Origin of the sequence: Streptomyces sp. NPDC029674, assembly GCF_044903205.1 — a bacterium.
Taxonomy (GTDB): domain Bacteria; phylum Actinomycetota; class Actinomycetes; order Streptomycetales; family Streptomycetaceae; genus Streptomyces.
The window spans coordinates 32,447-50,864 of the sequence record NZ_JBJDPY010000002.1; the positions used below are offsets into that span (position 1 = coordinate 32,447).

At 69.8% G+C, this 18,418-nt stretch carries 15 protein-coding genes and 1 pseudogene; 9 read left to right on the forward strand and 7 right to left on the reverse strand.

Features of this window, described 5'->3' with window-relative positions; genetic code table 11:
- Positions 1 to 476 precede the first annotated feature (476 nt).
- Complete coding sequence (locus ACI2L3_RS04055) at positions 477 to 3,572, forward strand: NACHT domain-containing protein (protein ID WP_404750742.1); 3,096 nt, start codon at positions 477 to 479, stop codon at positions 3,570 to 3,572.
- On the opposite strand, the gene ACI2L3_RS04060 is transcribed toward ACI2L3_RS04055, so the two are convergent.
- Positions 3,562 to 3,990: an ATP-binding protein gene (locus tag ACI2L3_RS04060; protein WP_404750743.1), complete on the reverse strand. Its 429-nt coding sequence runs from the start codon at positions 3,988 to 3,990 to the stop codon at positions 3,562 to 3,564. The genes ACI2L3_RS04055 and ACI2L3_RS04060 overlap by 11 nt on opposite strands.
- A 323-nt stretch (positions 3,991 to 4,313) precedes the next feature.
- On the opposite strand from ACI2L3_RS04060, the gene ACI2L3_RS04065 reads away from it, so the two are divergent.
- The 7 genes and pseudogenes from ACI2L3_RS04065 (at position 4,314) to ACI2L3_RS04095 (ending at position 12,003) form a co-directional block, all read left to right on the forward strand.
- The gene (locus ACI2L3_RS04065; RefSeq protein WP_404750744.1) at positions 4,314 to 5,219 is read left to right on the forward strand and encodes a helix-turn-helix domain-containing protein; all 906 of its coding nucleotides are present in this window, start codon (positions 4,314 to 4,316) and stop codon (positions 5,217 to 5,219) included.
- Complete coding sequence (locus ACI2L3_RS04070; protein WP_404750745.1) at positions 5,212 to 5,415, forward strand: DUF397 domain-containing protein; 204 nt, start codon at positions 5,212 to 5,214, stop codon at positions 5,413 to 5,415. The genes ACI2L3_RS04065 and ACI2L3_RS04070 overlap by 8 nt, the downstream gene beginning before the upstream one ends.
- Before the next feature lie 14 nt (positions 5,416 to 5,429).
- Positions 5,430 to 5,627, forward strand: a complete 198-nt coding sequence (locus ACI2L3_RS04075) for a DUF397 domain-containing protein (RefSeq protein WP_404750746.1) — start codon at positions 5,430 to 5,432, stop codon at positions 5,625 to 5,627.
- Positions 5,628 to 5,673: 46 nt separating this feature from the next.
- Positions 5,674 to 6,762, forward strand: a complete 1,089-nt coding sequence (locus ACI2L3_RS04080) for a YhcG family protein (RefSeq protein WP_404750747.1) — start codon at positions 5,674 to 5,676, stop codon at positions 6,760 to 6,762.
- A gap of 39 nt (positions 6,763 to 6,801) precedes the next feature.
- A complete protein-coding gene (locus ACI2L3_RS04085) occupies positions 6,802 to 9,375 on the forward strand; it encodes an NACHT domain-containing protein (protein ID WP_404750748.1) in 2,574 nt (857 codons plus the stop codon).
- Between the two features lie 67 nt (positions 9,376 to 9,442).
- Positions 9,443 to 9,892, forward strand: a pseudogene (locus ACI2L3_RS04090) (ATP-binding protein); the annotation flags it as partial.
- 251 nt (positions 9,893 to 10,143) lie between these two features.
- Complete coding sequence (locus ACI2L3_RS04095) at positions 10,144 to 12,003, forward strand: NACHT domain-containing protein (RefSeq protein ID WP_404750749.1); 1,860 nt, start codon at positions 10,144 to 10,146, stop codon at positions 12,001 to 12,003.
- A 78-nt stretch (positions 12,004 to 12,081) separates the two neighbouring features.
- Here the strand turns inward: ACI2L3_RS04095 and ACI2L3_RS04100 are convergent, their stop codons facing one another.
- Positions 12,082 to 14,610 carry an ATP-dependent Clp protease ATP-binding subunit gene (locus tag ACI2L3_RS04100; protein WP_404750750.1) on the reverse strand — a complete coding sequence of 843 codons (2,529 nt, stop codon included), beginning with the start codon at positions 14,608 to 14,610 and terminating at the stop codon, positions 12,082 to 12,084.
- A gap of 441 nt (positions 14,611 to 15,051) precedes the next feature.
- Between ACI2L3_RS04100 and ACI2L3_RS04105 the strand changes: the two genes are divergently transcribed.
- Positions 15,052 to 15,642, forward strand: coding sequence for an SCO3374 family protein (locus tag ACI2L3_RS04105; protein WP_404750751.1), 591 nt, complete (start codon positions 15,052 to 15,054; stop codon positions 15,640 to 15,642).
- Here ACI2L3_RS04105 and ACI2L3_RS04110 read toward each other — a convergent pair.
- From ACI2L3_RS04110 to ACI2L3_RS04130, 5 genes are all read right to left on the reverse strand, one after another.
- A complete protein-coding gene (locus ACI2L3_RS04110; RefSeq protein WP_404750752.1) occupies positions 15,621 to 15,959 on the reverse strand; it encodes an Lsr2 family protein in 339 nt (112 codons plus the stop codon). The genes ACI2L3_RS04105 and ACI2L3_RS04110 overlap by 22 nt on opposite strands.
- 233 nt (positions 15,960 to 16,192) lie before the next feature.
- A complete protein-coding gene (locus tag ACI2L3_RS04115) occupies positions 16,193 to 16,762 on the reverse strand; it encodes an amino-acid N-acetyltransferase (protein ID WP_404750753.1) in 570 nt (189 codons plus the stop codon).
- A 9-nt stretch (positions 16,763 to 16,771) separates the two neighbouring features.
- On the reverse strand, positions 16,772 to 17,170 hold the full coding sequence (locus tag ACI2L3_RS04120; RefSeq protein WP_404750754.1) for a BlaI/MecI/CopY family transcriptional regulator: 399 nt from the start codon (positions 17,168 to 17,170) through the stop codon (positions 16,772 to 16,774).
- Between the two features lie 136 nt (positions 17,171 to 17,306).
- Positions 17,307 to 17,489 (reverse strand): hypothetical protein, encoded by a 183-nt coding sequence (locus ACI2L3_RS04125; RefSeq protein ID WP_404750755.1) that lies wholly within the window; start codon positions 17,487 to 17,489, stop codon positions 17,307 to 17,309.
- 14 nt (positions 17,490 to 17,503) lie between these two features.
- Positions 17,504 to 18,166, reverse strand: a complete 663-nt coding sequence (locus ACI2L3_RS04130) for a hypothetical protein (protein WP_404750756.1) — start codon at positions 18,164 to 18,166, stop codon at positions 17,504 to 17,506.
- Positions 18,167 to 18,418 lie beyond the last annotated feature (252 nt).

The following is an 18,418-nucleotide window of genomic DNA, read 5'->3' on the forward strand; positions in this document are numbered from 1 at the left end:
GCAGTGCCGACTGAGTGGTGCCGACTGAGGGGGGCATGAGGAGACCCGGCAGGCGGGGAGCGGGTGAGTCACCCACAAGCCGCGCTTCGCCGGGTCGGCCATCCCTTGGTAACCCCCACCCCGGTCAGGGCTCAAACACCCCATCTACTACGTAATGCCGTAGCTGGACGCCGGTATTTAGCCCTCTTGACACCCCGAAATCCGGACATTTCCCCCACTGCTAGGCGGTGAGAATTTCTCCCCCCGGACGGGTTTAACCGCACACGAGACGGGCAGCCGGGCCTTACCCCGTCCGGCTCCCGGCCCGACGGCCGCCGATGCGGCATACGTCCCGGAGGTTGCGGGCCGAAGGTCCCGAGCTCCGGCCCGGCCGCCACCACTATTCCGCGTAGTACCGGGCAAAACGCCTGTGCGTCATGTCACCGGCCCGCCGGATCCACCCCGCCGCGAATGTGACCCCCACTACGCTCACGCCCATGGATCCCGCGGTCATAGGCACCCGCCTGGCATCGAGCGCCGTAACCCCCCTGATCAAGAAGCTCTTCGTGCAGGAGGGCCCGGGCGCGGGCCTGGTCGACAAGCCCGTACGGCTGTCCTCGCTGGTGTCGTTCAAGGGCGAGAAGCGCACGCTGTCCCGGCGGGACGTGGGGCGGCTCGCGGAGCGGCTCGTGGCGGCGTCGCTGTCCTCGCCGGGCGAACGCCCCTTCCCGGGGGACGAGACCGGAGCGGTCGCGCAGGCCCTGACCCGAACACTTCTCTCCCTCGGCGAGCTCGACATGGACGACGTGCAGGCGGTCCGCCTGGGCCACGAGAAGCTGGCCCGCAAGCTCGTCCGCTCGGCACCGGACCCCCGGCTCTCCGCGGACGCCTCCCGCTACCTCGACACGGTCACCGAGTGGGCGTGCCTGCACATCCTGCAGTTCTTCACGCAGCGCTCCACGTTCGTGGCGGCGACGCTGGTCGCGCAGAGCCGGGCGCAGGACGAGTTGATCGCGAAGGTCGACGAGCTGATCGCCCGCAACCCCATCGCCAGCGGTTCGGAGGACGTCGCCTTCGAGCGGCGCTATCTCGCGTACGTCGCGAAGAAGCACGGCAAGCTGACGATCTACGGCATCGACCTGGCGGGCTCCCCGGGGAAGTGGCCGCTCGACGCGGCGTACATGTCGCTGGAGGCGGAGCCGCCCGGGCGCGTGGCGACGGCCCACTACCAGTCGGGAGCGGAGTACCACGCGGAAGAGGTGGAGATCGTCGAGCGCACGCCTCCGCTCCCCGCGGACCAGGCACTCGCCGCCCACGACCGGGTCCTCCTCCGGGGTGAGGCGGGTTCGGGCAAGACGACGCTGGTGCAGTGGCTGGCGGTGAGCGCGACGCGCGGCGACGTGGCTTCCGCCTCGGACACCATGGCGTACCTGGACGACCGCGTCCCCTACGTCCTCCCCCTGCGCACCCTCACCCGCCACGGCGAGCGCCTGCCCGCGCCCGCCGACTTCCTCGCCTCGGTGGGCTGTCCGCTCGCGGGCACGCAGCCGAAGGGGTGGGAGGCGCGTGTCCTGACGGCGGGCCGTGCCCTGGTTCTGATCGACGGCATCGACGAGGTTCCGGAGGCGGAACGCGCCCGGACTCGGGCCTGGCTGAGCGACCTCATCGACGCGTTCCCCGGCAACCGCTGGCTGGTGACGTCGCGGCCCTCCGCCGTACGAGAGGACTGGCTCACCGGGGAGGGCTTCACGGAACTGACGCTCTCCGCGATGCGGAAGGCGGAGGTGGCGGCGTTCATCGAGCGGTGGCACGCGGCCGCGTCCACGGGTGCGCCCGAGGAGGACGCCGCGCTCGCCGCGTACGAGAGCCAGCTCCTGGAAGCGGTCCGGTCGAAACCGGACCTGGGCCGGCTGGCCACGAACCCACTCATGTGCGGGCTGATCTGCGCCCTGCACAGGGACAGGCGGGGCTTCCTGCCCCTGGGCCGCAAGGATCTGTACACGGCAGCGCTCTCCATGCTGCTGGTACGCCGGGACCGCGAACGCCACATGGCGGTCCCGGAGTTGCGGGAGGAGCCGCAGCTGCAACTCCTGCAACGGCTCGCGTACTGGCTGATCCGCAACGGCCGTACGGTCATGGACCGTTCGCGCGCGGAGTCCATCATCGCGGACGCGCTGCCGGCGGTTCCGGAGCTGGCCCCGCTCGGCGACGCCCACACCGTCTACACCCACTTCCTGCACCGCAGCGGCCTGCTCCGCGAGCCGGGCCCCGACACGGTCGAGTTCGCCCACCGCACCTTCCAGGACTTCCTGGGGGCGCGGGCGGCGGTCGACGAGGGGGACTTCGGAGTGCTCGCTCAGCGTGCCGTCGACGACCAGTGGGAGGACGTCATCCGGATGGCGGTGGCGCAGGCGCGGCCGCGCGAACGGGCCGAACTGCTGGGTGACTTGCTGTCGTACGGGGACGGGCTCCCGGAAGAAGGGGCCCGGACGCGTGTCCATCTCCTGGCCGCGGCCTGCCTGGAACACGCGGCGGAGCTGGCGCCGGCGGTGCGGGAGGAGGTGGAGCGGCGGACGGCGGCGCTGATTCCGCCGCGCAGCGCGCAGGAGGCCCGTGACCTCGCGGCGGTCGGGCCCATGGTTCTGGGCCTGCTGCCCGGCCCTGACGGCCTGGACGACGAGACCGCCAGACGCGTCGCCATCACCGCGACACACATTGCTTCGGACACCGCGGTTCCCTTCCTCGCGCGCTTGGCACGCCACCCGTCGTTGGGCGTCCGCAGCCAACTCATGTGGGGGTGGGGGCGCTACGAATGCCGCCCCTATGCGGAGCAGGTCATCAGCCACCTCCTCGACGGACGCACGACCTTCACCGTCCGGAACGACGAACAGGCAGCGGAGGTGGAGCGCCTGGGCCTTCGCCCGCACGCCCTCGACATCCGCCGGTCCGTCTCCCCCGCAGCCGCGTCCCATCTCCTCTCTGTCACCACTCCGCCCTATCTCGTGCTGCGCATCTCCCCTCACAGACTCACCGGCGAGGGGGCCGGCGCTCTGCGTGCGGTGAAGGATCTGCGCCTCTGGGACATCAGGGAGCCGTGGAGCCTCACTCACTTCCCCGCCGAGGCGCCGCTGCACACGCTCGGCATCCTGGACAGCGGAGACCACGTGCGGGACATGGAGAGCCTGGACCGCTGGCCGGGCCTGGAGCGGGTCATCTTCGGCAACAGCTGTGCCCCGGACTCCGCCGCGCTCTGGGAGACCCTGACACGCCTGCCCCGCCTCACCAAGCTGACGCTGCCGTCCGACAGCACCCTCCACGCGTCGCCCGTGTTGCGCCTGCCCGGTGTCCGCGAGGTAATCCTGAACCCCCAGGGCGACTGGGATGCCGCGGTGGCCCACGTCGCGCGCATCTTTCCCGGGGTCACACGCCTCCTGGTGACCGTCCACCCCGACGAAGTGACGGTCGACCTGGCCCGGTTGGCACGACTGCTCCCGTCCCTGACGTCGCTACGGGCTCCCGCCCCACATGTCACGGGCCTCGACGCCCTCCCAGCGCACATCACGGTGGACGCCTACACCCCGGTCATCGATTGAGCTGAAACCACACGCCCTTCCCCGCCTCCGTCGGCGTCACCCCGCACACGTCCGACAGCGCGGTCACGAGGAACAGTCCACGCCCGCCCTCCTCCTCCGCATCGGGCTTGCGGGGCGAGGGCAGTCGGTCGCCGCCGTCGTACACGGCGATGCGTACGTGGGTGGCGGCGACGGCAGCCCTCAGGTGGACGTCGCTCTTCGTGTGCTGGTGCACGTTGGTCACCAGTTCGGAGGTGCAGAGGGCGGCGGTGTCCCCGAGGTGGCCGAGGCCGAGGGTTTCCAGGGTGCGTCGTACGAAGTCGCGGCAGATCTTGGCGGAGTGGGCGTTGCCGGGGGTGAAGAGGGTGTAGGTCTCGGGGGGTGAAGGTGGTTCGGGCTCGTGCCCGTCCGACGTGAGGTCATGCGCGGGTACGCCCATGAGACGCCTCCATGGCGTTGGGATCGGATCGCTGCTTCGACTGGTGGATGACCGGCCCCACGTGGCCCGACCGCAGTGGCCTACCGCCCCTCGCGAGCAATCCCCCGTCCGGCACGGGAGGTTGGATCGGGCGGTGCGCTTCTGTGGGCGGGCGGGTGTGGCGGGGGAATGCGTCGACAGCGAGGCTTCCGGCATGGTTGCGTGAGCGTCGCCTCACTCAACGTAGGGAGCGAGGTGCTACTAGTGCAACCTTCTTGCCTCAATCGGTGGAACCTTCACCCCTGAGGGGGCAAACTGAGCCCGAACCCCCGGGAGGACCAGCCTTGGCACTACGGCTGCACATCACCGAGCGCCAGAGACGCCTCGGCGTCGAGCTCCGGAAGCTACGTGAGAACGCGGGGCTCAACCTCATTGAAGCGGCGGCAATGATCGGCATGGGGCGCCCCCAGCTGACCCACATCGAAGCCGGCAGGACCGGAATCTCCACTGAGCGCCTTCGCGATCTCGTCTGCAAGTACGGGAACACGAGTGCCCCGTATGTGGATGAACTCGTGCGCATGTCGGAGAGCAACGGAAAGGGCTGGTGGTCCGGTTACCGCAAGTCCCTGCACGAACGGGCGCTTGACCTGGCCGAGTTGGAGAGCCACGCCACCTCCATTGCCGGGTACGAAACGCTTGTCGTCCCTGGGCTGCTCCAGACCGAGGCATACATGCGTGCCCTGTTCCGCGATTCCCTCACAGATGCCACGCCGGACGACGTGGACACCCTCGTCCGCTTCCGCCTGGACCGCCAGCGCATCCTCACCTCGTCACAGCCGACGCATCTGCATGTCGTCATCCACGAAGCCGCCCTGCGTGTGGTGGTCGGCAGTAGCCGCATCATGCGGGAGCAACTCAGTCACCTGCTGACGGCGGCCCGACTGCCGAACTTGACCATCCACGTACGCCCTTTCGATGCCGGTGCCGCCCCATGGATCAGCGCATCGTTCTCCATCGTGCACCCGGGGACACCGGGACTGGAGACCGTGGCTGTCGAGCATCCCTCAGCACAGCTCATGCTGAGCGACCAGGCGTCCATCACCCAGTACACGAACACGTTCGACAACCTGAGCAAGCACGCGCTGCCCCCTGTTGTCGCAGACCACCCGCCCGAAGCCCATGTCGGGCGTGACTCCTGCGTTCTTCTCCAGCACCTTCTCTACACGTACCAAGGAAGCAGCAATGTCTGACCTCAACTGGCAGAAGTCCTCCTTCAGCGAAGCGGCAGGCACCAACTGTGTCTACCTGGCCGCCACCCCCGACGGCACTGTCCACCTCCGCGAGAGTGACAGCCCCGCCACGATCCTCACCACCACCCCCGAAGCCCTGGCCAACCTCATGCACGCCCTCACCACCTGCACGACCACGCCAGTCGGCACCCGCTGACCGCCGGGACAAGCATGAACACTCTCGACTGGCAGAAGTCCTCCTTCAGCGGCGACCAGGCGAACTGCGTCTACGTGGCCGCCCACCCCACCGGCCGGATCCACCTCCAAGAAAGCGACGCCCCGACCACCACGCTCACCACCAGCTCCGTCGCCTTCGCCGCCCTGATACGCGCCCTCACCTCGTCCGACCGCACCGTTCGGGTGACGTGACTCCAATCGCCCCCGGGCCAAGGTGCTCTGCGCGATCGTCGGCGCCATGAGCAAGAACACCGAGGCCAGAGCAGAGATCCCTGCCCAGCAGAACGACCTGCCCTCCTGGTACGGGGAGCTCCTCAGCGAGATCAAGGGAGCCGTATCCGGCGCACAGCTCCGCGCCCAACGGGCGGTCAACACCGAGCTGATCCAGCTGTACTGGGAAATCGGGCATCTCATTCTTGATCGGCAGGCACAGGAGGGATGGGGCGCAAAGGTCGTCACCCGCCTGGCCGCTGATCTGAAGGCGGCCTTCCATAACCAGCGCGGGTTCTCTCGACGCAACCTGATGTACATGCAGAAGATGGCCCGCACGTGGCCGGGGCCAATTGTGCAACAGCCCGTTGCACAATTGCCCTGGGGACACATCACCGTCCTCATGACCAAGCTGGACACCCCGTCGGAGCTGGACTTCTACGCCGCCCAGGCCGTCCGCAACGGCTGGTCCCGCGCGCTGTTGGACCGCTTCATCCACCAGGGGCTGCATCTCACCCAGGGCGCCGCCGCCAACAACTTCGCGGCGACCGTGCCGGACGGCTCCGACGCGCTCAAGGAGCTCGTCCGGGACCCGTACCGCCTCGACTTCCTCGGACTCGACAAGCATCACGCCGAGCGTGAACTGGAGACCGCCATCGTCGACGGGATGATCCGGTTTCTTACGGAGCTCGGTGTCGGCTTCGCCTTCGTGGGGCGCCAGTACCCCGTCCTCATCGGGGGCGACGAGTTCCGTATCGACCTCCTCTTCTATCACCTCAAACTCCACCGCTACTTCGTCTTCGAGCTCAAGACGAAGGACGTGCGCCCCGAGCACGTCGGCAAGCTCAACTTCTACGTGAGCGTGGTCGATCAGATGGTGCGCGAACCGGAACGGGACGACGCGACCATCGGCTTCCTCATCGGAGCGCGTCACAATAGGGCCGCCGTCCAGCTCGCCCTCGACGCCAGCAACAACCCCATGGCGGTCACCTCCTACTCCACGCTCGCCCCGGCGGAGCGTGAGCTGATCCCCACTGAGGAGGACCTGTCCCGGGTCGTCCAGGAAGCCATCGACGGTATCGAGCAGGCGGAGGTCGGCCGACTCGGCGGCCCTTAACTACGCGTATGGGGCGCCCCGTTGACCTACCCTCAACCCATGGCCGACCCCGCAGCCCTAGGCGCCCGCCTCGCCTCCAGCGCAGTCGCTCCCCTCGTGAAGAAGCTCTTCGTCAAGGACCAGCCGGGCGCGGCACTCGTCACCAAGCCCGTGCGGATATCCGGGCTCGTGTCGTTCCGGGGCGAGAAGCGGGACATCACGCCCAAGGACGTCGAGAAGATCGCGGACGAGCTCGTGCGGAGGGCGCTGAAGGCCGCGGGACCCGGCGAGCGGCCAGTGGACGCCGCCGAAGCCGTCGCGGTCAGGCGCGCGCTCACGTACTCCCTCGCCGCCCTCGGCACCTTCACCATCGAGGATTACGAGGCGGTCGCCCTCGGCCCCGAGGAGTTCGCGCGGAGGCTCCGCTCGGAGTCGGCCGTGACCGTCACGACCTTCGCCCTCAGCCGCGACGCCGAACTGTTCTACGACCAGCTCCTCCACACCGCCTCCCTCCACATCCTGAACTTCTTCACGCAGCGCTCCACTTACATCGCCCGTCAGCAGACCTCGCAGAGTCAGCAGCTCGCGCGGCTCGTCGCGGCCGTCGACGTACTCCTGGAACGGCTGCCGTCGCAGACCCGCGAGGACGCCGCCTTCGAGGAGCGCTACGCCTCGTACATCACCGCGCGGCACGGCACGCTCACCATCTACGGCCTCGACGTCTACGCCGGGACCAGCGAGTGGCCCCTCGACACGGCGTACCTGAGCCTGGAGGCGACCCGGGAGCGGCCCGGCGAGGGCGGGACGCAGGTGGCCGCCGAGCGCGTGCTCGCCCAGCACGACCACGTGCTGCTGCGCGGCGTCGCCGGGTCCGGCAAGACGACCCTCGTGCAGTGGCTCGCCGTCACCGCGGCCGACCGGACGTACGAGCACGGGCTCACCCACCTCATCGGGCGGGTGCCGTTCGTGCTGCCGATGCGGCGGATCGTGCGGCCGGGCTCCGAACTCCCCATGCCCGGCGAGTTCCTGACCGCGGTCGGGTGCCTCGTCGCCGGGGAGCAGCCGCCCGGCTGGGTGGAGCGCGTCCTGCGGGCGGGGCGCGGCGTGCTGCTCATCGACGGGATGGACGAGATCTCCGAGGACCGGCGCGAGGCCGCGAAGCGGTGGCTGCGCGAGCTGACCCGTTACTTCCCTGGCAACCTGTGCCTCGTCACGACCCGCCCCTCCGCCGTCCCCGACAAGTGGCTGGACCCCACCGGCTTCGCCGAGCTCACGCTCTCGCCGATGGCCCGCGACGACGTCGCCACGTTCGTACGGCGGTGGCACCGCGCGGCGGGCGCCGACGAATCCGTCGGGGCCGCCCTCCTCCAGTCCGTGCGGGCCGCGTCCGAGCTGAACCGGCTCGCCACCAACCCGCTGATGTGCGGCATGCTCTGCGCGCTCCACCGCGAGCGGCGCGGCTTCCTGCCGCAGGACAGGAAGTCCTTGTACGAGGCGGCGCTGACGATGCTGCTCGAGCGGCGGGACGTCGAGCGGGACGTCATGGCCGTACGGCTCCCGTTCGCCATCCAGATCCAGCTCCTCCAGAAGCTCGCCTGGTGGCTGATCCGCAACAGCCGTTCGGAGATGGACCGTTCGGACACCGTGCGGATCCTCGGGGAGGCCGCCCCCGCGATGAACCTCGACGGCGGCGGCGAGGACGTCTACCGCTGGCTGCTCCTGCGGTCGGGGCTGCTGCGGGAGCCGGCCGAGGGGCGGGTCCACTTCCTGCACCGCACCTTCCAGGACTACCTCGGCGCCCGCCTCGCCGTGCAGGAGCTGGACTTCGACCTGCTCGTGAACAACGCGGGCCGGACCGAGTGGGAGGACGTCATCCTGCTGGCCGTCGCCCACGCGCGGCCGAAGGAGGCGGAGCAGATGCTGCGGCGGCTCGTGACAAGCGACCCGTCAGCCGGCACGGACGGCACGGCGCGCGGCAAGCTGCTCGCGGCCGCCGCGCTGCCGTACGCGGCGGAGGTGGCGCCGGCCGTGCGGCAGCTGGTCGAGGAGGGCATACGGTCACTGATCCCGCCACGGACGGAGCACGAGGCCTTCGCCCTGGCCGAGGTGGGCGGCGACCTCGTGCTCCACCTGCTGCCCGGCCCCGACGAGGCCCTCGGCGAGCTCGCGTACCTGGTGCCCCTGGTGGCCGCCAAGGTCGGCAGCCCGTCGGCGCTGCACTACCTGACCCGCTTCCGCCGGCACACCGACCACAGGGTCCAGCTGGTCCTGGCCGCGTCCTGGCCGGTCTTCGACCGTGAGCTCTACGTACGGGAGGTCCTCACGCACCTGTCCCTGCGGCCCATGGTCCCCGTGCACGGCCCCGACGACCTCAGGGCCCTCCGCGCCATCGGCGGCTGGCCGGTCATCAAGGTCGTCGGCGCCTACCGCGTCGAGGACCTGACGGAACTCATCGTGCCCGAGCGGCTCACCCGGCTCTCCCTCGACGCACCCCACCCCGTCGAGGGCCTCGCCTGGCTCTCTGCCTTCCCTCACCTCACCGACGTGGAGCTGGACGTGGCGGTCAGCGCTACCACGGCCCAGCAGGTTCCCTCCGGCGTACGTCTCAACACGCCTGAGGCGCAGCCCACTTGACCTATCCTTGGGGCTACGGCAGGACCCGAGGCCTTACGGCGAGACCCGACCCAGGGACCCGATGCCCATGGAGCCCGTAGTACGCACCCCCTCGGCCCTCGCCCTGCCGCTCGTGCAACGTTTCTTCCGCGTCCCGGCCCGGCCGCCCACCACCCCCGACCTGATCGCCGCCCTCACCACCTGGCGCGGCCCCGACGCCCCCGCCGACCCCGACGACGTGCACCGCACCGCCGCCGACTTCATCCAGCTCGCCGCGGAGACGCACTCCACGCCCACCGCCGAGCTCCCCGCGGTCGCCGACGTACTCACGCGCACCCTGCTCGCCATCGGCGAGCTCGACCTCACCGACGCCGACGCCGTGCGGCTGGGCCCGCAGGACTACGCGCGGCGGCTGCGCGGCGCGGTCCAGGGCGCCGACCGCGGCCTCACCCCGGACGCCGCGTGGTTCCACGACGAGCTGCTCGTCGCCGTCTGCCTGCACGTCCTGCACCACCTCGTGCGCCGCTCCCCGTACATCCAGCGGCACATGCCCGAGCGGGCCAGCCGCATCCGCCAGCTCGTCGACCTCAACGACGCGGAGGCGGCCGTCGCCCGCCGGCCCGAACCCTCCCGCGAGGACGCCGACTTCGAGGTCGCGTACGCCCAGGAGGTCGTGCGCCAGCACGGCTGGCTGACCATCGTCGGCGTCGACTTCGCGCACGCGCCCGACCGCTGGCCCCTGGAGGACACCTATCTGAGCCTCCAGGCCGAGGAGAACAGCGGCGGCCGGTGGCGGGGGCGGGCGGGCAGCAGCGCACCGTGCTCCTCGCGGACCGGGCCCTGGAGGGACACGAGCGGGTGCTGCTGCGCGGTGTCGCGGGCTCCGGGAAGACGACCCTCGTGCAGTGGCTCGCCGTCGCCGCCGCCCGCGAGGGCGCCCGCGTGCCGTTCGTCCTTCCCGTACGCCGCTTCGCCCGCGAGGGCTTTCCCGCGCCGGACGACTTCCTGCGCGCCGTACGCCACCCGCTCGCCGGCCGGGCGCCCGAGGGCTGGGTCGTCCGCACCCTCCTCGCGGGCCGCGCCCTGCTCCTCGTCGATGGGATCGACGAGGCCCCGGAGGAGACCCGCGGCGCCCTGCGCGACCAGCTCCGCCGCCTCCTGCGCATCTTCTCCGGCACCGCCTGCCTGGTCACCTCGCGGCCCTCCGCCGTGGAGGACGGCTGGCTCGCCCAGGAACGCCTCGCCGAGGAGGGCTTCACCGAGCTGTCGCTGGCCCCGATGTCCCGCGACCAGGTCACCCGCTTCATCCGCGACTGGCACACCGCGGCGATGAGCGACGCGGGACAGGACACCGAATCCCTCAAGGAGTACGAGCAGCGCCTGCTGCACTCCGTACGGATCTACCGCGAGCTGCGCCAGCTCGCCACCAACCCCCTGATGTGCGGCCTGATATGCGCACTCAACCGGGACCGCTCGGGCTCCCTTCCCAAAGGCCGCAAGGAGCTCTACGACGCCGCTCTGGAGATGCTCCTGCAGCGCCGCGACCCCGAACGGGACGTGCTGTACGCCGACGACGTACGGCTCCAGCAGGGTGCCCGCGAACTGCTCCTGCGCAAGCTCGCCCACGCCATGCTCGACGAGGGCCTCTCCGAGCTGCCGCGCCGCCGCGTCGTCGACGTCCTGAACAAGGCGCTGCCCGCCATCCCCTCGGCCCGTGCCGCGGGCGACGGCGAGAAGATCTTCCGCCACCTGCTGCACCGCACCGGGCTGCTGCGCGAACAGGCGGGCGTCTCCGTCGACTTCATCCACCGCACCTTCCAGGACTACCTGGCCGCCAAGGAGATCGTGGCCCGCGGCGACCTCGACACCCTCGTCGACCACGCCCACCAGCCGGAGTGGGAGGAGGTCATCCGCATGGCCGCCGCCCACGCCCGCCCCGACGAATGCGCCCGCTTCCTGGAGCGCCTGCTGGCCGCCGCCCCCGGCCTGCGCCGCCCGCACGTCAACCACCGGCGCCTGATGGCCGCCGCCTGCCTCGAACACGTCAGCGAACTGGACCCGGCCATCCAGGAGCTCGTCCACCGGCGCACGAAGAACCTCCTGCGCCCCACCACCGAGCAGGGTGCCCGCAGCCTCGGCTGGGTCGGCCCCATCGTCCTTGAGCAGCTGCCGGACCCCGAGCAGGTCCCCGGCGACCAGCAGGCGCTGCTCCTCGCCATCACCGCGACCCGCGTCCAGGACGACGCGGCCATCGACTACCTCGCCCGGCTGCGCACCCGCTCCTCGCTCGCCATCCGCACCGAGCTGGCCCGCCCCTGGCGCCACTTCGAGACCGAGCGGTACGCGCACGAGATCATCGCCCACCTCTCCCCCGAGGGCCTGTACTTCCCCGTCTCCGACGCCGCCGAACTAGCGGCCCTGCGCCATCTCGGCGGGCGGCCCCGCATCCAGGTGGCCGGCGTCATGCGCACCGAGGAACTCCTCGCGGGCCTGGTCCCCGACCGGCTCACCCACCTCTGGCTCAACGCGGAGCTGCCCGACCCGGACATGTCGTGGCTGACCCGCTTCCCCGCCCTGCGCGTCCTGCGCGTCAACCCGCGCCTGCCACGCGTGCGGAACGTACCGGAGGGCGTCACGATCACGGCGTGACCCCCACATGCGGAAGGGGCTGCCCCGGAACCGTACGAAACGGTCCGGGGCAGCCCCTGTGAGCGCGCCCTGCGAGGGCTACGCCTCCTTGCTCAGGTTCGGGCCCGCGCCGCCACCGGCGGCCGACTCGATCGGCGGCACGTCGGGCAGCGCCGCCTTCTCCTCGCCACGGAAGGTGAACGTGGCGGTCTCGCCCTCGCCCTCCGTGTCGACGACCACGATGTGGCCGGGACGGAGCTCACCGAAGAGGATCTTCTCGGAGAGGGTGTCCTCGACCTCGCGCTGGATCGTGCGCCGCAGCGGACGCGCGCCGAGCACCGGGTCGTAACCCTTCTTCGCGAGCAGCTCCTTCGCGGACTGGGAGAGCTCGATGCCCATGTCCCGGTCGCGCAGCCGCTCGTCCACCTTGGTGATCATCAGGTCGACGATCTGCAGGATGTCGCCCTGGCTGAGCTGCGGGAAGACGACGACGTCGTCCACGCGGTTCAGGAACTCCGGACGGAAGTGCTGCTTCAGCTCGTCGCTGACCTTGTTCTTCATCCGCTCGTAGTTGGACTTCGTGTCGCCCTGGGCCGCGAAGCCGAGGTTGAAGCCCTTCGAGATGTCACGGGTGCCGAGGTTGGTCGTCATGATGATGACCGTGTTCTTGAAGTCGACGACCCGGCCCTGGGAGTCGGTCAGGCGACCGTCCTCCAGGATCTGCAGGAGCGAGTTGAAGATGTCCGGGTGGGCCTTCTCGACCTCGTCGAAAAGGACGACCGAGAACGGCTTGCGGCGGACCTTCTCCGTCAGCTGGCCGCCCTCTTCGTAACCCACGTAACCGGGGGGAGAACCGAAGAGACGCGAGACCGTGTGCTTCTCGCTGAACTCCGACATGTCGAGGGAGATCAGCGCGTCCTCGTCGCCGAAGAGGAATTCGGCGAGCGCCTTGGACAGCTCGGTCTTACCGACACCGGACGGGCCCGCGAAGATGAACGAGCCACCGGGACGCTTCGGGTCCTTCAGACCCGCTCGCGTACGCCGGATCGCCTTGGAGAGCGCCTTGACGGCGTCCTTCTGGCCGATGACGCGCTTGTGGAGCTCGTCCTCCATGCGCAGCAGGCGGCTCGACTCCTCCTCGGTCAGCTTGAAGACCGGGATGCCGGTCGCCGTGGCCAGGACCTCGGCGATCAGCTCGCCGTCGACCTCGGCGACGACGTCCATGTCGCCGGCCTTCCACTCCTTCTCGCGCTTGGCCTTCGCGGCGAGCAGCTGCTTCTCCTTGTCGCGGAGAGAGGCCGCCTTCTCGAAGTCCTGGGAGTCGATCGCCGACTCCTTGTCGCGACGGACGCCCGCGATCTTCTCGTCGAACTCGCGGAGGTCCGGCGGCGCGGTCATCCGGCGGATGCGCATCCGGGAACCGGCCTCGTCGATCAGGTCGATCGCCTTGTCCGGCAGGAAGCGGTCCGAGATGTACCGGTCGGCCAGCGTGGCCGCCTGCACGAGGGCCTCGTCCGTGATGGAGACGCGGTGGTGCGCCTCGTACCGGTCGCGGAGGCCCTTGAGGATCTCGATGGTGTGCGGCAGCGACGGCTCCGCGACCTGGATGGGCTGGAAGCGGCGCTCAAGCGCGGCGTCCTTCTCCAGGTGCTTGCGGTACTCGTCCAGCGTGGTCGCGCCGATGGTCTGCAGCTCACCACGGGCCAGCATCGGCTTGAGGATGCTCGCGGCGTCGATCGCGCCCTCGGCGGCGCCCGCACCCACCAGGGTGTGGAGCTCGTCGATGAACAGGATGATGTCGCCGCGGGTGCGGATCTCCTTGAGGACCTTCTTCAGGCGCTCCTCGAAGTCACCGCGGTAGCGCGATCCCGCGACCAGCGCGCCGAGGTCCAGGGTGTAGAGGTGCTTGTCCTTGAGGGTCTCGGGCACCTCGCCCTTGACGATGGCCTGGGCGAGGCCCTCGACGACGGCGGTCTTGCCGACGCCGGGCTCACCGATCAGGACCGGGTTGTTCTTCGTACGGCGGGACAGCACCTGCATGACCCGCTCGATCTCCTTCTCGCGCCCGATGACCGGGTCGAGCTTGGACTCACGAGCGGCCTGGGTGAGGTTCCGGCCGAACTGGTCGAGGACCAGGGACGTGGAGGGCGTGCCCTCGGCAGGACCGCCGGCGGTGGCGGTCTCCTTGCCCTGGTAGCCGGAGAGCAGCTGGATGACCTGCTGCCGCACCCGGTTGAGATCGGCGCCCAGCTTGACCAGGACCTGGGCGGCGACGCCCTCGCCCTCACGGATCAGGCCGAGCAGGATGTGCTCCGTGCCGATGTAGTTGTGGCCCAGCTGAAGGGCCTCGCGGAGCGACAGCTCCAGGACCTTCTTGGCACGAGGGGTGAAGGGAATGTGCCCGGACGGAGCCTGCTGGCCCTGCCCGATGATCTCCTCCACCTGCTGGCGGACCGCCTCGAGCGAAATCCCGAGGCTCTCCAGGGCCTTAGCGGCGACACCCTCGCCCTCGTGGATCAAGCCCAGGAGGATGTGCTCGGTGCCGATGTAGTTGTGGTTGAGCATCCGGGCTTCTTCCTGAGCCAGGACGACAACCCGCCGCGCGCGGTCGGTGAACCTCTCGAACATCGTTAATCGCTCCTCAGAGCGGTCAGGCAGTAAAGGGGTCGGTCCCCTCCCTGTCCTTCCGCAGCTTAGTCCCGCAAGCGGGGACCGCTCATTCCAACTGCCGACACCCGGACCCCAACTCGGAGGATCTCCTGACCCCGAACGCCGACAACTGCTCCAACCCGATGGTGCGAGACGATGTTCCCGCAGGCCAGGCAGTTACCCCCACCATCACTACGCCGATGGCGAACGTGAGACGCCCTGGACCGCGTGTCGCCCCCTCCCACTAGGGATGTCTTACCCGTAAGGACTGACACTCCATGCGGCGCGCCCCGGTTCCCTCCGCTACGGGCGAACACTCTTGCGCCGCCGAACACGCCCTTACGCCCCCTTACCGGGCACACACCGCATCCGTGCCACCACACTGCGTAACCCGGGCGCCCTTCCGGCTGTTGCCCGGACATGGCCCCCACAGTTCCTCAGCCCCGAGCGCCTTTCGAGCAGAGCGACCCGGTGCGGCAGTGGTACGAGAACGAGCTCGGCTGGGCGACCGCCTCCGGGCCCGGCCCGGCGCGGCTCCTGACGGGGCTGCGCTTCGACGTCCTTGAGCTGCCGGCGGAGGCGGGCTTCGCCGTGCTGCGTCACCTCGGGCCGAAGGCTCCGGTAGCGCTGCGCGGGGAAACGATGCGGCTCCTGGTGAGCGCGGGCAGCGCGGAGGAGCTGCCGGGGCTGCTCGACTGGCTGGAGTGGGGACACATCCCCCTCGGCCTCACCGCGGTCGGTGCGGGCGGGCGGATCGACGCGCCCACTCCCCCGGGGTGGTCCGGCTCGCGGGGGGCCGCCGTCTGGCTGCGACCCCCGGAGCCCGGCTGTGAGGTGGAGCCGACGCTGCCTGCGCTGCCGTCCCTGCCCGGGGTGGGGGGAGGCGGGACTGCGCTCCACAGCGATCCCGCCGTGGGCTCCGGTCTCGTACGACTGGTGGACACGGCGGCGACTCAGTGCCACCGGGTCCGGCTGAGGCGTCGCAGCCGTCAGCCGTTGGCCTTCTCGTAGGCCTCGCGAATGGAGGCGGGAACGCGGCCGCGGTCATTGACCTCGAAACCGTTCTCCTTCGCCCAGGCGCGGATCGCGGCCGTGTCCTGGCTACCGCTCGACGAGGCGGCACGCGCCTTGCCGCGGCCGCCGGAACCACGGCCACCCGTGCGCCGACCGGCCTTGACGAAGTCCTCCAGGGCGCCACGGAGCTTGTCCGCGTTGGCCGTGGTGAGGTCGATCTCGTACGACTTGCCGTCCAACGCGAACGTCACGGTCTCGTCCGCCTCGCCACCGTCGAGGTCATCGACAAGAAGGACCTGAACCTTCTGTGCCACCGGATTTCCTTTCATCGATAACTGTGAGGCCGGTCCGCACGACGCACGCCGCCGATTCACCGGCCCCTGTTATATGCAGTACTGCAGTACGTCGGAAAGCAAACCGCTTTTGCTGGAAAAACACAAACCCCTGGGAGAGACCGGGGACCCCTAGAAGCCTGGAAACATGCGCGTTTCGGACATAGCCCACCCGGGCAGGGGCGGCCCGGAATACCGTCGCAGTGATCAGCTGATCACAGATGCAGAAGCATCCGGCTGTTGCCCAAGGTGTTCGGTTTCACTCGTTCGAGGCCCAGGAACTCCGCGACGCCCTCGTCATAGGAACGCAGGAGCTCGCTGTAGACATCTCCGTCGACCGGAGTCTCGCCGATCTCCACGAAGCCGTGCTTCGCGAAGAAGTCGACTTCGAAGGTGAGACAGAAAACCTTGCGGACGCCGAGCCAGCGGGCGGTCTGCAGCAACTTGCCCAACAGCTGATGACCCACTCCGGCACCCTTGACCTCGGGGTTCACCGCGAGGGTGCGTACTTCCGCGAGGTCTTCCCACATCACGTGCAGAGCGCCGCAGCCGACCAACTCGGCGTTGTCGTCGCGTTCCGCCACCCAGAACTCCTGGATGTCCTCGTAAAGCGTGACCGTCGCTTTGTCCAGGAGGATGCGCTCGCGGACGTAGGAGTCGAGGAGGCGGCGCACAGTCGGCACATCGGAGGTTCGCGCCCTGCGGACGGAGACCGCTTTTGCGCTGAGTTCGCTGAGTTCACTGCGTGCGCTGCTCGCGCTGCGTTCGGGACCCTCTGCTGGCATGAGCGGACGCTATCGCTCTGGGCCGCGCTCCGCGGCGCCGGGGTTCTCCGGGCCTTGGACGATACGCATCGCGTCGCTCAGCGCTTCCCGCTGTTCCTCCGACATCATGCCGAAGAAGGCGACGAGTGCGGCGGCCGGGTTGTCGCTCTGCGACCAGGCTTCGTTCATCAGTGCGGCTGCGTAGGCGGCGCGAGTGGAGACCGCCTCATATCGATAGGCGCGGCCTTCCGCTTCGCGGCGCACCCAGCCCTTCTGATGGAGATTGTCCAAAACGGTCATCACGGTCGTGTAGGCGATGGACCGTTCCTGCTGAAGGTCTTCCAGGACTTCTCGAACGGTCACGGGGCGGTTCCACTTCCACACCCGCGTCATGACTGAGTCTTCGAGTTCTCCCAATGGACGAGGCACAGCAGAACAATAGTGGGAGACGTCACTATTGGCGTGATGCGTGAGGGACGTGGCGTACCCCTAATTTCTGCAACAAAAAGGGCGTACGACTCGAATGACGCGGGAGTCGTACGCCCTGGGGTGGTGCGGGTGCCGCTCAGGCGCCGCCGGTGGCCTTCGGGGTCTGGCCGACCGCCTCGGCGCGGGAGATCGCGGCATCCACGGCCGCGTCCTCCTTGGCCTTGTTGGCACCGCCCTGGGTCTTCACGATCGTCACGATGAGGCCCGTGAAGAACACGGCCATCACTACGGGGGGCACGAGCGCGGAAACGTAGTCCATGCCCTCCAGAGTAGCTAGCCCGCGACGAGCTGGTGCGGCGGGTCCGCGGGTGTCGGCCCGGGCCTCTCGGGCGTCTCAGGTGTCTCGGGCGTCCCGGGCCGGCGCTTCGGCGGGAAGACCTCCGCCGGAGTGGGCACGGGGCGGGGCGGCTCCGGGGGCCTGGCCTTGCCGTCCCGGCCGCCGGGGAGGGCGAGGAGGCGGGTGCGGGAGCGGGAGCCCGGCGCCGCGGCGGGGGCCGGGATCGGGACGGCGCGGCGCGCGAGGCGGGCGCGGAGGGACTGTTCCGCGAGGGCGCGGCAGCGGTCGAGCAGGGCGGCCGCGGCGGGGTTGCCGCGCAGGGCTCGCAGGGCGGCGAGGTCGTCGGGGCCCGGCTGGTAACCGGTGGCGAGGACGTCGTCGAGCAGGGCGAGGTAGCCGGAGGCGGTGCCGGGGAGGGCGGTCCGGTAGCGGGCGAGGTCGGCCACCAGGAAGGCGCGCAGCCTGGCGCCCTCGCGCATCGCTTCGTCGACCGACTCCGCGAGCCGGAGCAGGTCCTGGACGTCCTCGTCGCGGCCACTGTCGCGGTCACGGTCGCGGACGGGGCTGGGGTGCAGGGCGAGCGCCAGGGCGCGACGGAGCACACGCAGCTCCTCCGCACCGAAGGCCATGCCGCCCCGGGATCCGTATGGCGTGGGCATGAACCGACGATACGCGCCAACCGGACAAAATCGGCTTAACGCCACTCTTTGCGGGCGGGGCGCCTTGGGCGGGTGCGGGTGTGCGCCTTTGCTTCGTCTGTGGGGCGGGGGCGCGGGGGTATGTGCGTACTCGCTATCCCTGCGTCGCGCCTCAAGTCCAAAGGCGCCAGAGTGTGCTCGGTGCTCCGTTCGCACATACCCCCACACCCCCTCCGGCGCGTGTGCGACTGCGCCCCGGCGGGGCGACTCGCC